Annotated in this window: 9 protein-coding genes; 7 read left to right on the top strand and 2 right to left on the bottom strand. The window is 72.3% G+C overall.

What is annotated here, in order from left to right; all coding sequences use genetic code 11:
- Nucleotides 1-49 precede the first annotated feature (49 nt).
- Nucleotides 50-442, top strand: a complete 393-nt coding sequence (locus LZ199_RS43675; protein ID WP_253999760.1) for a hypothetical protein — start codon at nucleotides 50-52, stop codon at nucleotides 440-442.
- Nucleotides 443-505: 63 nt separating this feature from the next.
- Here LZ199_RS43675 and LZ199_RS43680 read toward each other — a convergent pair whose 3' ends face one another.
- Nucleotides 506-715 (bottom strand): hypothetical protein, encoded by a 210-nt coding sequence (locus tag LZ199_RS43680; RefSeq protein WP_253999761.1) that lies wholly within the window; start codon nucleotides 713-715, stop codon nucleotides 506-508.
- A gap of 240 nt (nucleotides 716-955) precedes the next feature.
- On the opposite strand from LZ199_RS43680, the gene LZ199_RS43685 reads away from it, so the two are divergent.
- On the top strand, nucleotides 956-1153 hold the full coding sequence (locus LZ199_RS43685) for a hypothetical protein (RefSeq protein WP_253999762.1): 198 nt from the start codon (nucleotides 956-958) through the stop codon (nucleotides 1151-1153).
- Between the two features lie 100 nt (nucleotides 1154-1253).
- Nucleotides 1254-1532, top strand: a complete 279-nt coding sequence (locus LZ199_RS43690; RefSeq protein WP_253999763.1) for a hypothetical protein — start codon at nucleotides 1254-1256, stop codon at nucleotides 1530-1532.
- A gap of 11 nt (nucleotides 1533-1543) precedes the next feature.
- Here LZ199_RS43690 and LZ199_RS43695 read toward each other — a convergent pair whose 3' ends face one another.
- A complete protein-coding gene (locus tag LZ199_RS43695) occupies nucleotides 1544-2743 on the bottom strand; it encodes a hypothetical protein (RefSeq protein WP_253999764.1) in 1200 nt (399 codons plus the stop codon).
- Nucleotides 2744-2843: 100 nt separating this feature from the next.
- Between LZ199_RS43695 and LZ199_RS43700 the strand changes: the two genes are divergently transcribed.
- The 4 genes from LZ199_RS43700 to LZ199_RS43715 all read left to right on the top strand — a co-directional run bounded on the left by LZ199_RS43700 (nucleotide 2844) and on the right by LZ199_RS43715 (nucleotide 12226).
- Nucleotides 2844-5921: an MG2 domain-containing protein gene (locus LZ199_RS43700; protein WP_253999765.1), complete on the top strand. Its 3078-nt coding sequence runs from the start codon at nucleotides 2844-2846 to the stop codon at nucleotides 5919-5921.
- Nucleotides 5918-8338, top strand: coding sequence for an alpha-2-macroglobulin family protein (locus tag LZ199_RS43705; protein ID WP_253999766.1), 2421 nt, complete (start codon nucleotides 5918-5920; stop codon nucleotides 8336-8338). Before LZ199_RS43700 ends, LZ199_RS43705 begins: the two co-directional genes overlap by 4 nt.
- A gap of 201 nt (nucleotides 8339-8539) precedes the next feature.
- Complete coding sequence (locus LZ199_RS43710) at nucleotides 8540-9574, top strand: trypsin-like peptidase domain-containing protein (RefSeq protein WP_253999767.1); 1035 nt, start codon at nucleotides 8540-8542, stop codon at nucleotides 9572-9574.
- Nucleotides 9575-9610: 36 nt separating this feature from the next.
- Nucleotides 9611-12226 (top strand): coiled-coil domain-containing protein, encoded by a 2616-nt coding sequence (locus LZ199_RS43715; protein ID WP_253999768.1) that lies wholly within the window; start codon nucleotides 9611-9613, stop codon nucleotides 12224-12226.
- The last annotated feature ends 182 nt before the right edge of the window (nucleotides 12227-12408 follow it).

Consider the following 12408-nt stretch of genomic DNA (forward strand, 5'->3'; position numbering starts at 1 on the left):
GTGTGCGTGATGGGCCAAGGCCCATCCTTCGCTGAAAGAGAGCTCCCCCATGAAGCTGTCCCTGACGGTGCTGTCGGCGCTGGTCGTGTCTGGTCTGCTGGCCTGTGGTGGAACCGATGCCGTCGAGGCGCAGGAGCCCCTCGCACAGGAGGAGAGCGCGCTCGTCACGTGTACGACGACGTGTCCCAATGGGACGACGGTGTCGTGCCAGGGCAACACGTGCAACACCTATCCAGGGGAGTCCGTCGAGTGCGATGGATTCCACAACATCTGCCCGATTTCCCTGCCCTCCATCTGCCTGCAGCCCCAAAGCGCCTGCTCGACGGTGGCGGGAAAGCCCTGCGCTCCCGCGGGCAGCGGCACGCGCTCGTGCTGCATCAACCGGCGGGTCGGAAACTGCTTCTGCACCATTCAGGGTGTCTGGGCCTGCTCGGCGAATTGAGCCAGGTCTGAGGTGAAGTGAGGTGGCGCGCCGAGCCTCACGGGGCTCGACGCGCGAGGGAGGTCAGGCCGTCGCCGCCATGCCGAAGGACAGCTCCACGCCGTTGTCCTTCACGCGCATGTGGGGCTTGGACAGCCAGTGGCAATGGGCGCAGTAGCTGTGCGCCCCGGCGGGGCTGGCGCGCACGTTCACCGCTCCGCCACAGAGCACGCAGCCGTCGGGAAGGACGAATTCGGCGAATCGCTCGCCGAGGTTGCTCTCGAATTCAGTCATGCTTCTGAGTTAACGCAGGAATCGCGCGACACAAGCAGACCGTCCCTGGTCGTCGGGTCTGCCCCTGTAGGGCATGCCCCCATGTCCCCTCCAAGCAGGCGGGCAGGCGGGCCCGGCCTGCATTCCTTACCGACTCGCACCCGACTGACGTCCGGTGGACACCGCAACCCCGGGCATCCTCGTGGCCTGACTGGCACGTGGATTGATCTCCAAGGCGTCAGGAAGACCGAGGGGGACGGCATGGGCGGCGGCGTGGAGCGCGTGGACGTGAGCGAGGAGAAGAAGGGCTGGGGCGTGGAGGTCGTCACGTCGGAGGGCGAGGTGCGGCGCTACCGCTACCGGAGCGAGGCCCAGGCGCGCTTCTTCGCGGCCGTCTTCGCCATGGGCCCCCGGGTGCTGCCCCCCGTGCGCCGGGGGAAGGCCCGGAAGGCCGCCTGAGGGCTTCGTTTAGCGGGGATGGGCGGGGACCGGGCCTCCAGGCGCCTTCACCGTGGCTTCCCACTACCCTTGCGGGCGGGTTTCGGGGAGGCTTTGCGCCATGAGCGACGCGAGCAAGCCCTTCCTCATCCCCGCCAACCGGCAGTACATCACCAAGGAGCCGGACCCCGCGGGCCGCTGGTCCACGCTGTTCCCGGACATGATTGGCTACAAGAACCAGGGGGGCGGCAAGGTGCCGGCGGACTTCGGCTGGAACACCAACCCCAAGCAGTGGCAGGAGGAGATGACGCCCGGGACGCTGGCCGAGCGCTTCAACGAGCTGCGCGTGCTGCCGCCGAAGGCCGAGCCTCCCGCGCTGCCCGCCGACACGAAGAAGTAGGCGCGCGCCACCTAGCTGAAGGGCAAGGCCGCGAGGCGCTCCCGGAAGCGCTCGAGCAGCCCCAGCGAGTTCGCCTCGTCCAGTCCCTCGGCGGCCTCCTGTCGCGCCTTGCGCAGGAAGCCGTCGAACGGCGCCGAGCGGCCGTACAGCGCCGCCGCCGTCTCCACCGCGTCCGCCAGCACGCGCGCCGCGCCCGGCGAGCCGAGCGTCAGGTGCATGTCCGCCTGCTCCAGCTTCGCGCCACACGACGCCCACAGCTCGCGGTCATGCACGATGAGCCACGTGCGCGTCACCTCGTCCATGGCCTCATCCAGGAAGGAGAGGACGGGCTCGACGAGCGACGGCAGCACGTCCGCCGCCAGCTCGCCTTGTCCGGCCGCCTCCTGGAGGTTCGCGCGGAAGGTGAGCACGTGGTGCTTCTGCGGCGTGCGCAGCGCCACCGAGGCGGGCAGGGTGATGAAGGCCGACACGCTCTCCGCCATCTGTCGGGCCAGCGCGGGCCGTGACGGGGCCTCCGCCTTCGTCGCGCGCTCCAGCCGTCCTTGCAGCGAGCGGCGCAGGTCCGCCGCCGCCCCGCGCAGCGCCGAGCGCGCGCCCACCTGGTGCACGTAGCCGGGCACCACGTCCTCGCGGCGCACGTCCTCGAAGGCCGCGGCCGTCAGGTAGACGAGGTCGCCGATTCGCACGCGGAAGTCGGCGCGGAACGCCTGCAGCTTGGCCATCAGCGTCCAGCGGTCGCTGACGACCTCCGGCTTTCGCATCTGCTGGCCCAGCTCCGACACCCGCTTGGACAAGCGCTCCGCGGTGGCGTGGAGCACCACCTCCACCTCCTGCGCCAGCCGCTCGTCGGAGCTGGCGGGGGGAGGGGCCCAGCCGGTGTCAGTGGTGCTCGCGGCGCGGGCGGGCGGGGGGAACTGCTGGTGGATGGCGCTGACGAGCTGGTTGACGCCCACGAGGGTGTCGCCAATGGCCGGGGCCATGGTCTCCCAGAGGGCCAGGTCCGCGCCGCCGTCCGACTCCAGGGAGGTGGGCTCGTACTTGGCGATGCTCAGGTGGCCCAGCCGGTCGATGGCCACGGCCGCGGCGCGGTGGACGTGCGTGAGGCGGTCCGCGAGGTGCCGGTCCGTGAGCGACTCCAGCAGTGTCTCCAGCCGGGAGGGCAGGGCATCCGGGGGAGGACGGGACACACGGGGATTGGGCGACGAAGGCATGGGGCGCGGCACGCTATCGCACCGGCGGCGGCCACGCGAAGAAGGGGGCCTCGGCAGCCAGGAGGCATCCCGACATAGAGTGCGGCTTCAGGGAGGATGCATGACAGAGGGTTTGCGCCGTGGGGCGAAGCGAGGGGGACTGGCGGCCTTGCTGCTGGTGGGCGTCTGGGCCTTCGCGGCGTGGGACGTGTGTCTGTCCGCCTGGGTGCTGCGTGGGGTGAAGGTGCCCCAGTGTCCGGACGGGCAGTTCCGCCAGACGGTGGGCGTGGAGGCCTTTGCCTTGGGGCGCGGGCTCGCGGGAAACGTGGTCGTCTGGGCGGACGCCCATGCGCCGGACGCACACGGCAACCTCATGAGCGCGAGGGTGCGCCGGGGCTCGGCGGAGCTGTTCCTGGTGGATGCCGAGGGGAAGCAGACGGCCCTGGCGCCCGAGAAGGACTTCCCGTGGACGCGCTCGCCCGATGAGTCGCTGACGGCCCAGGTGAAGCTGCCCGAGGTGCCGGACGGCGACTACAAGCTGCTCGCGCGGCTCACCACGCCGCTGGGCACGGACACGGTGGAGGCGGCGCTGCCCCTCTACGCGCCGGCGGTGGCGCACGTGCTGACGGACCGGCCGCTGTACGAGCCCGGCAACGAGGTGCGCTTCCGCGCCGTGGTGCTGCGCGCGAAGGACCTGTCTCCGCTGGATGGGCGGCCCGGGACGTGGTTCCTGAGGGACGCGACGGGAGAGACGGTGCTGGAGGAGCGGGCACCCGCGGGGCCGTGGGGTGTCGTGGCCGGCGGCTTCCCGTTGGACCGGGGCGCGCCCGTGGGTGAGTGGACGCTGGTGTGGAGCAGCGGGAGCACCCAGGCCCAGGCGACGTTCCAGGTGAAGCCCTTCACGCTGCCGCGCTTCCGCGTGGAGGCGTCCAGCCCCCGGCCCTACTGGCGCGCGGGGGAGACGCCCGAGCTGGAGGGCCAGGTGGTGTACGCGTCGGGCGCTCCGGTGACGGACGCGGAGGTGGAGCTCGGGTGGAACGTCTCCGGGGAGTGGCCGCCGCCTCCGGAATGGAACTCGGGAGGACTGCCCCCCAGGGCCCGCACGGACGCGGCGGGGCGCTTCCGCGTGACGCTGCCGCGCGTGCCCGATGACTTGCGGGGCCAGGTGACGCTGTCCGCGAGTGTATCGGCGAAGGACGCCGCCGGAGACCGGGTGGTGGGCGGCGCGGCGCTGCTGCTCTCCGAGGACGCGCTCGCCATCTCCTCGGTGACGGAGCTGGAGGACGGGCTGGTGGACGGCTTCAGCAACCGCGTCTACCTGCGCGCCACCACGCCGGACGGGCGGGTGCTGCCGGGGGCGGAGCTGACGGTGACTCGCGCGTGGGACGCTCGGGACGAGGGCGTGCGCGGCGTGACGGATGAGGACGGCGTGGCGGCCTTCCAGCTGGACCCGGGCCCGCCCGTCAACGTGGTGGTGCCGCCCCTGCCGGTGCGCCGGCTTCCACCGCCGCCTCCGGTGCGACTGGCGCAGCTGAAGAACCTGATGGAAGCGGGCAGCGGACCGACGCTGAAGGAGCGGCTCGCGGTGGAGGGCTGGGTGTCGTCCTTCTTCCCGTGTTCGCGCTTCGTCCTGCCGAACGACGGCCAGCGCCTGGTGGAGCTGGGCGTGCGGGTGGGCGCGGGCGGCTCGGTGACGGACGTCGTGAGCACCGGAGACGCGCTGTCGGCGTGTCTGGCCCAGGTCATCCGCGCGCGCACGCTGCCCCCGGGACAGGAGCGGGTGCTGTCGCTGTCGCTGACGGTGCGGGACTGGGGAATGCCCCGGCTGGAGACGCGGGTGGAGCCCGCCTTCGGCTCCGCCACCCCGCTGATGGGCGCGCTGGAGTCGGCCGCGAGGGACGCGCGCACGTGCCTGCCAGCGGGGCTTGCGACGAGCAGCTACCTGCCCGCGGCGCTGACGTGGCGACTGGGGGCGAAGCGGGAGGTGTCGCTGTCCTGGTCTGCGCTGCCGTGGGTGAGCGGCGGACCTGGCGCGGCGACGGTGGCCTGCATCCAGGAGCGCTTCGCGCGCTGGAAGGCCGTGGAGGACAGCGAGGAGGGTGAGGCGATGGGCGTCCTCTTCCTCACCGCGCATCCGGGAGTGGATGGCTCTCGCAGTGGCAGTCCGCCGCAGGCCACCACCTTCCTGGGCTACGAGTTGAAGGTGGCGGCGAAGGTGGACGGCAAGCCGGTGGGGGACACGAAGTGGGTGTTGCGCCCGGCGACGTTGCCGCCCCTGCGCCTGCGCGCCACGCCGGTGCTGGCGAAGGCTGGCGAGGAGGTGCGCATCGATTTGATGCGCGGCCCCGACTACCAGGGCTCGCTGCCCGAGGAGCTGTGGCTCTCGGTGGGCAAGGAGAAGCTGGTGGCGAAGCTGGAGAAGGGCTCCACCACGGCGCGCTTCCGGCTGCCCGCGGACTTCGAGGGCTGGGCGGAGACCTCGTGGATGGGGGCGCTGGCGCGGGTGTACGTGGCGCCGCGCGCGCAGCTCTCCGTGGAGGTGTCGTCGGAGAAGCCGGCCTATGCCCCTGGCGACCTGGCGCGGCTCCAGGTGCGCACGCGTGTGGATGGGAAGGACGGCCCCGCGGCGGTGGGCCTCTTCGGCGTGGACGAGACGTTGAGCCAATTGGTGCCGTTGCCGGGTGGCGACGCGCTGGCGAGCGTGAGGCCCGCGCCATCGGTGTCGGAGCCCGCCTTCGGGGTGCTGGATGGCGTGGCGCTTGCGCAAGGACGCATCCGGGGCTCCAACGCGGCCGCCGCGGCGCTCCTGCGCGTGAGCACGGTGCCGACGCTTCAGGAGACGGAGGTGCGCGCGAGCGCGAGCGCACGCGGAGCCTTCGATCCGGAGGCCGAGCTGACCGAGCCCTTCTACGCGGTGCTCGCGGAGCTGCACGCGCAGGTGCGTGACTGGGAGGAGAAGGCGCCCGAGGGTGAGACGCTGAACCCGGCGGGGCTCGCGAAGCTGTGGACCCAGGCGCTGGCGTCGTGTGAGCAGCGGGGCGAGAAGGTGAAGGACGCCTTCGGCCAGAAGCTGCGGTTGTCGCGGCTGCCCCGGGAGTTGCTGGAGCTGACGGACCCGCGCGCGGTGGTGTCGCGAGGGACGCGACTGCCAGAGGACGTGGAGAACTGGAACGCGTGGGTCGCCCGGGAGGCGCCGTGATTCGCAAAATCGTCGTCGGGGCGGTGTGTGTCGTCGTGGGGTTCGTGCTCCTGGTGACCCTGTTCGGGGACAACCTCCGGAAGCTCTTCGGCGCGTCCTCGTCCGCGCTGTCAGGCCAGTTCGAACCTCCAGGCCAGGCCCTGATGGACCGGTCGTCGGACATGCTCTTCAGGGGCGGAGCCGAGCAGGAGCTGGCCGCGGCGCCCGTGATGGCGGCGCCCCCCATGGGAGGGGCCGCGCCGGAAGCGGACGACAAGGACTCTTTTGCCCAGAAGACGGAAGGGGGAGCGGGCTTCAAGGGCGGCAATGGCGAGCAGAAGCCGCAGGCCGTGGGAGCGCCCAGCCGCGCGTGGTTCCCGGAGACGTTCCTCTTCGAGCCGCTGGTGGTGACGGACGAGTCCGGTAGCGCGACGCTGCCGGTGCGCGTGCCGGACCGGCTCACCCGCTGGCGCGTGCTGGCCTTGGCGCACTCGCGCACGGGTGCCCAGGCCGGGGCGGTGACGAGCTTCGCGGGCACGCTGCCCACGTACGTGGACCCGGTGCTGCCGCCCTTCCTGCGCGCGGGCGACTCCGTGCGCGTGCCGGTGCAGGTGGTGAACACGACGGACGCCGCGGTGGAGACGTCGCTGAAAGTGGAGGCCACGGGCGCGACGGTGGATGGCACCGCGCGCACGGTGCGCGTGCCCGCGCGCGGCAGCGTGGTGGAGTACGTGACGGTGCGCGTGTCGGGACCCGGGCCCATCGCGGTGCGCGCGGCGCTGGGAGACGCGGACAGCGTGGAGAAGCCCCTGGACGTGTGGCCCACCGGCAGGCCCGTGGTCCAGGCGTGGAGCGGCACGCTGGCCGCGCCGCGCACGCTGACGCTCACGGGCGCCGCGGACGCACAGGCGGGCAGTGAGCGTGTGCGGCTCCAGGTGTATCCGGGCGGGCTCGGCGTGCTGCGCTCGGAGCTGGCGTCGGCGGGGGCTCGCGGTGGCTCGGACGACGTGGCGTATGCGCTGATGCTGGCTGGACGCGCGCCGGAGCTGCTGACGGCGCTGGGCGAGCCCCAGGCGGCCCAGGTGCTGAAGGCGGCCCTGTCGCCGAAGGGCGGGCGCGTGGCGTCACCGCCGGAGTCGGCGGGGGGGCTGGTGGACGCGGAAGCGGTGCGCGTCCTCGTGGCGCAGGCGACACAGCGCGCGCTGCGGCTGGGGCGCACGCCGGACGTGGTGTCGGCGACGCTGTTGGTGGAGGGCACGCTGCTCCACCCGGACAACCCGGTGCTGGCGCGACTGGGCGAGCGGCTCGCGGGCTGGGTGGTCGGAGCGCAGCGTCCGGATGGCACGTGCCAGGGTGGCGACGGCTGGACGTTGCAGCGCCTGCTGGTGGCGACGGCGGACTGCACGCGCGCGGTGGTGGCGGCGTCCGGGACACCGGCGGGCCAGAGGCGCGCGGCGCGCTTCACGGCGCTGGCGTCGGGCGCGCTGGAGCGCAACCGGGAGCACGTGAAGGACGGCTACACGGCGGCGTCCCTGCTGGCGAGCGGCATCGTGAAGGGCGCGCTGCGGGACTCGCTGCGGGCGCAGGTGCGCGACGCGCTGAAGACGCGCGAGGACGGCGCCGCGTACCTGCCCGTGGATGAGGGCGTGGTGGCGGCCGATGGCGAGGTGCCCTCGGAGGCGGAGGCCACCGCGCTGGCGGTGCTGGGACTGGAGGGCGACGACAAGGCGCCGCTGGCGGACCTGGGCGCGTCGCTGCTCGCGGGCTACGGGCCGGCGCGCGGTTGGGGCAGCGGCCGGACGAACCGGCTGGCGCTCAAGGCCGTGGTGTCGCTCTTCAAGGAGCCGCTGCCCGCGAGCGTGCGCGTGGTGCTGGAGCGCGACGGCAAGCCCGTGGCCGAGGGCACGTACGACGCGAAGGCCCTGCGCGAGGTGCTGGCGCTGGAGGCCCCGGCGACGGGCTCGGCGGGCGCGCATGCCTGGACGGTGCGCGCGGAGCCCGCGGTGCCGGGCCTGGGCTTCGCGCTGGCGCTGTCCGCCGCCGTGCCGTGGAAGCAGGAGTCGCAGGGCGGACTGGAGCTGGCCGTGGACTCGCCCCGGGAGGCGCGAGTCGGGCAGCCCGTGGAGGTGACGGTGCAGGCCTCCACGCCCTCGGGCCTGGTGCTGGAATTGCGGCACGGGCTGCCGGCGGGCGTACAGGTGGACCCCGCCAGCCTGGACGCGCTGGTGGCGTCGGGGAGTGTCTCGTCGTGGACCTCCGAGGACGGCGCGGTGACGCTGAAGCTGCCTGCCCGAGGCCAGGGGGAGACCTTCCAGGCGCGCTTCCGTGTCATCCCCACGTTGGCGGGGACGCTCCAGGCGGGCGCTTCGTCGCTGCGGGTGATGGAGCGGCCGGACCTCGTCTCCTACGTACCTCCCGCTACGTGGGCGGTGCGCTGAGGCGGGGTCCTCGAAGACTTCGGACCGGGGCCGTGTTGCACGCGGCCCGGTAACGAGTGTCCGCTCACGGGCTTCTGGAACCAGCACGTCAGGGCAGAAGCGCGGCTACCCCCTGGGCATCCGCTCGGAGAATACGGAAGATTCACGGCAGCGTCGGCAGGCCGGAGAAGGCTTCGTCAGCGGTTCTTCACGGGTGACACCATGGAGCTCGACGGCGCGGAACGAGACGAGTTGCTGTTGGCGATGCTGGGGGCGTTTCCCTCGGTGGAGGACCTTCGCCGGGTGGTGGCCTCGGTGTGCCACCGGGATTTGGAAGTGCTCGTCCCAACGGGCGGCCCGAGGGAGCGGGCCACGGGCCTCATCCAGCGCGCGGAGTCGGAAGGGTGGACGCGAGAGCTGGTGACGGGCATGCACGGCGCCCATCCCCGGCACCCGCGGCTGCATCGCTTCATGCAGGGCTACCTCGCCTCGGTGCAGCGGAGCATTCCGCGTCGCAGCCTGGAGCGCATCGTCGGCTCCTGGGCGGAGGACGGTGGTGCGGACGGGTGGCGCCGGAGGCTCGCCGCGATTGAGCGGCGCGTGTGTCGGGTGGAGCCGGTGCTGGGCGCGTCCCTGGGGACGGGGTTTTTGGTGTCGCGCAACGTGGTGCTCACCAACTTCCACGTCATCGAGAACCGGCTCCTGGAGTCGCTGCGCGTGCGCTTCGACCACAAGGTGTTGCCGGACCGGACACTGCTCCAGTCCGGGACGCGGTACGCGGTGAAGCGGTGCATCGCGCGCAGTTCGTACAGCCCCGCGGACCTGATGCACCCCCGGCCGCGCGAGGCGACGGTGGACGAGCTGGACTACGCCTTCCTCCAGGTGGAGGGCGCGCCGGGCGAGGAGCCGGTGGAGGACGAGCCCCGGGGCTGGCTGGAGCTGCCCGAGGTGGAGGTGCCCATCATCCTGGGCAGCCTGGCGCTCATCGTCCAACATCCGGAGGGGCAGCCGATGAGCGTGGCGCTGGACGAGTTCCTGGCCGTCAACGCGTCGCGCACCCGTGTGTCCTATCGGACGTCCACGAGCCCCGGGTCCTCCGGCGCGCCGTGTTTCACCCAGGACCTGCGTCTGGCCGCGCTGCATCACAGCGGGGGGCCGCGCATGCCGTCCTCCACGGGACACAACGAGGGCATCCCCACGGACACCATCCGCCGGAGCCTGTCCCGGGAGGTGAAGGCGCTGCTGGGCTGGGAGTGAACTGGAGGCGGGGGACGCGCCTGTTATCGTCGGTGGATGTTCGTCCTCGATGCCCGTTGCCGCCGTGCCCGGGGTCTCTTCCGCCTGGGGTTGCTCGTGGTGCTCTCCGCGTCGTCGAGCGTCGCGTTGGCGCAGACGCGGCTGCGCGTGGCCGGGGCCACGGCCAACAACGAGGTGAAGATGCGCACGACGTCGGAGGAGTTCCGGACGGTGCTGCGCGTGGACCTGTTGTCTCCGCCACCGGGTGACGCGGGCGTGGAGGAGGCGCTGCCCGGCGGCGTGACGGTGCTGGTGGACCCGCTCCAGGCGAGCGATGGCTCCCAGGTGACGCTGACGGCCGTGGTCCGCGAGGCCGCGAGCGCCGGGGATGCGGGCACGTTGCCGTCCATCTCGCCGTCCATCTCATCGAGGGCGCCGCTGTACCTGGAGGTGTCCGGGAAGCTGCCGGCGGCGGGGGACTACACGGGACAGCTGGTGCTGGTGCACGCGAGCGGGCGAGAGACGACGGCGCTCGTCGTCACGCGGACGCAGGCGGTGCCGGCGGTGCAGTTCATCGCGACGTCACCCGCGGTGGCGGCGTCGGGCTGGGGCCTGGGCACGGTGGACGCGACGGTGCGGCTGCCCTTCAAGGAGACGGCGGGCGTGACGGGGAAGGTGGGCGCGCCCCGGCTGCTCCAGCTCCAGCACAAGGCGCCGGACCTGGGGGCGACGCTGGTGCAGCCGAGCTTCGGAGGCTCCCACTTCTTCCTGGAGGGCGGCGGCAAGGACGGCAAGGACCTGGACCTGTCGCTGGCGGACTCCGTGGTGCAGGTGTCCGCGAATGGCAGTGGCACGCTGTTGTTGCACCTGCGCGGGCTGGACGGGCCGGGCGAGTACACGGGCACGGTGCGGATGGCGGTGCCGCAAGGCGTGGCGGTGGAGCAGCCCTTCACCGTCTGGGTGAGGACGCCCTGGCTGTGGGGCGCGCTGCTCATCGCGGCGGGCGCGGTGTCTTCGTATGGGGTGCGGCTGTACACGCAGAACATCCGGCCCCGGGCGCAGCAGCTGCATCGGGCGCAGGCGCTGAGGCAGAAGGCGGCGGAGCTGCTCAACGGCCAGGACGCGGAGGGGCGGCGGGTGGGGCTGGAGGTGCGCGCGCGCATCGACGCGATTGTCTCGAGGATTCGCGGACCGTTGCGAGGCGGCCGGGTGGCGGAGGCGGAGCTGGCGCGAGTGGAGCCGGAGTTGCGGCTGTACGAGGCGTGGTGTGCGGGCACGCGCGAGCTGCACGCACTTCCGAGCGAGCTGCGGCCGGCGCAGGCGAGCAAGCTGCTGGACGAGGCGGAGACGTCGCTGCGCCTGGGCAATGTGCCGGCGGAGCGGCTGGAGGAGCAGCTCAAGGGCTTGCGCCAGCAGAACGTGGAGGAGCTGGCGCGGGCGGGGCTGAAGGCGAAGCTGGCGGAGCTGGAGACGCAGGCGCGCACGCTGGCGCAGAAGATGGGGGAGGATGACAGCCTGGGCTTCCGGTTGATGTACGAGCTGTTGCCGCTGCTCCAGGAGGTGCGTGCGTCCCTGGACGAGGGAGACCTGGCGACGGCGCGGCTGCGGTTCGAGCGGGCCCGGCGCTCCTACTTCGACGTCCTCTGCGGGGAGCTGTCGCTGGCGGTGGCCTCGCCGCGCAATCCCCGGGGCTTCACGCAGGAGGAGTGGCGGGAGCTGACCGCGGAGGTGAAGGACAGGCTGAAGCAGGCGCGAGCGCGCGCGGACGTCAGCGTGGACGAGGGCTTCCGGCTGTACCAGGGCGCGTATGCGCACTACGTGCTCCGGCTCTTGCAGGAGCTGCGCGAGGCGTTGGCGGAGGCGAGGAGCACGGCCAGCGACGCGCAGAAGGTGGAGCTGGACAGCGCGGAGGCGAAGCTGCGCGAGGCGATGCTGGCGCTGGGGGCGGAGTCTCCGCACGAGGCCGCGGCGAAGTACCGCGAAGCGAGAGACCTCCTCCACCACGCGCAGACGGGACAGGTGCGCAAGCGAATCGAAGCGCTGCGCGCGGAGGTGACGGGCAAGCGCGGCACGGCTACCACGGACTCCGAGCTGCATGAGCTGGGGCACATCGACTCGCTGCTGAACGAGGCGCAACTCGCGCTGAAGCCGGAGACGTTGCAGGACGCGGACTACAAGGTGGACAAGGCGGCGATGGCGCTCCAGGCCTACCCGAGTCCGCAGAGCACCAGCATGAGTGGCAGGCTGGGAGTTCCCACGGGGAATGAGGCGCTGAGCTTCTCCGCGCCCACCGCGCCTGGGGTTCCCGCCGCCAGCGCGCCCACGGGCGGCAGCCTGCCGACGCTGCCGGAGGCTCCTTCGAGCGAGGACGCGGACTCGGCGGGTGGCTTCAGTGCGCTGGAGGGTGTGCCGTTGCCGTCGCCGCGTCACCTGTGGGTGGTGGAGCTGGCGTTGCTGGCGCTGCTCACGGGCGTGGCGGTGGTGCTGGGCCTGCAGCTCCTCAACGTCTTCTCACCGACGTGGGGCGGCTTCGGCGCGGGCATGACGGCGTTCCTCTGGGGCTTTGGCCTGCACCAGGTGGGCAACGCCAGCTTCGAGGGCCTCGCCGGCCTGCTGACGCGTGTGGAGGGGCGGGGCGGCGCGACGGGCGGAGGAGGGGGCGGCGGTTCCTGAGCGCTTGCGTCATGAGGAAACCATTCGATGTTGAGGCGAAAGCGTCCGTTGAAGCGTATCCGTCCGACGGACGACGTGCTGCGGGCGTTGCCGGGATGAGCGGGGCAGGTCATCCCTCGACGGATGCAGAAGAGAGCTGAGAAGCCGGAGTGGGTGCGCGTCGCGGAGGAGTTCGAAGCGAG

Source organism: Myxococcus qinghaiensis, from assembly GCF_024198215.1.
Taxonomy (GTDB): Bacteria; Myxococcota; Myxococcia; order Myxococcales; family Myxococcaceae; genus Myxococcus; species Myxococcus qinghaiensis.

Bases quoted from the DNA above. Each gene is read 5' to 3' on its own strand.
- LZ199_RS43700 (WP_253999765.1), top strand. From the start codon at position 2,844: ATGACAGAGGGTTTGCGCCGTGGGGCGAAGCGAGGGGGACTGGCGGCC.
- LZ199_RS43710 (WP_253999767.1), top strand. From the start codon at position 8,540: ATGGAGCTCGACGGCGCGGAACGAGACGAGTTGCTGTTGGCGATGCTG.
- LZ199_RS43715 (WP_253999768.1), top strand. From the start codon at position 9,611: ATGTTCGTCCTCGATGCCCGTTGCCGCCGTGCCCGGGGTCTCTTCCGC.
- LZ199_RS43680 (WP_253999761.1), bottom strand. From the start codon at position 715: ATGACTGAATTCGAGAGCAACCTCGGCGAGCGATTCGCCGAATTCGTC.
- LZ199_RS43675 (WP_253999760.1), top strand. From the start codon at position 50: ATGAAGCTGTCCCTGACGGTGCTGTCGGCGCTGGTCGTGTCTGGTCTG.
- LZ199_RS43695 (WP_253999764.1), bottom strand. From the start codon at position 2,743: ATGCCTTCGTCGCCCAATCCCCGTGTGTCCCGTCCTCCCCCGGATGCC.
- LZ199_RS43685 (WP_253999762.1), top strand. From the start codon at position 956: ATGGGCGGCGGCGTGGAGCGCGTGGACGTGAGCGAGGAGAAGAAGGGC.
- LZ199_RS43690 (WP_253999763.1), top strand. From the start codon at position 1,254: ATGAGCGACGCGAGCAAGCCCTTCCTCATCCCCGCCAACCGGCAGTAC.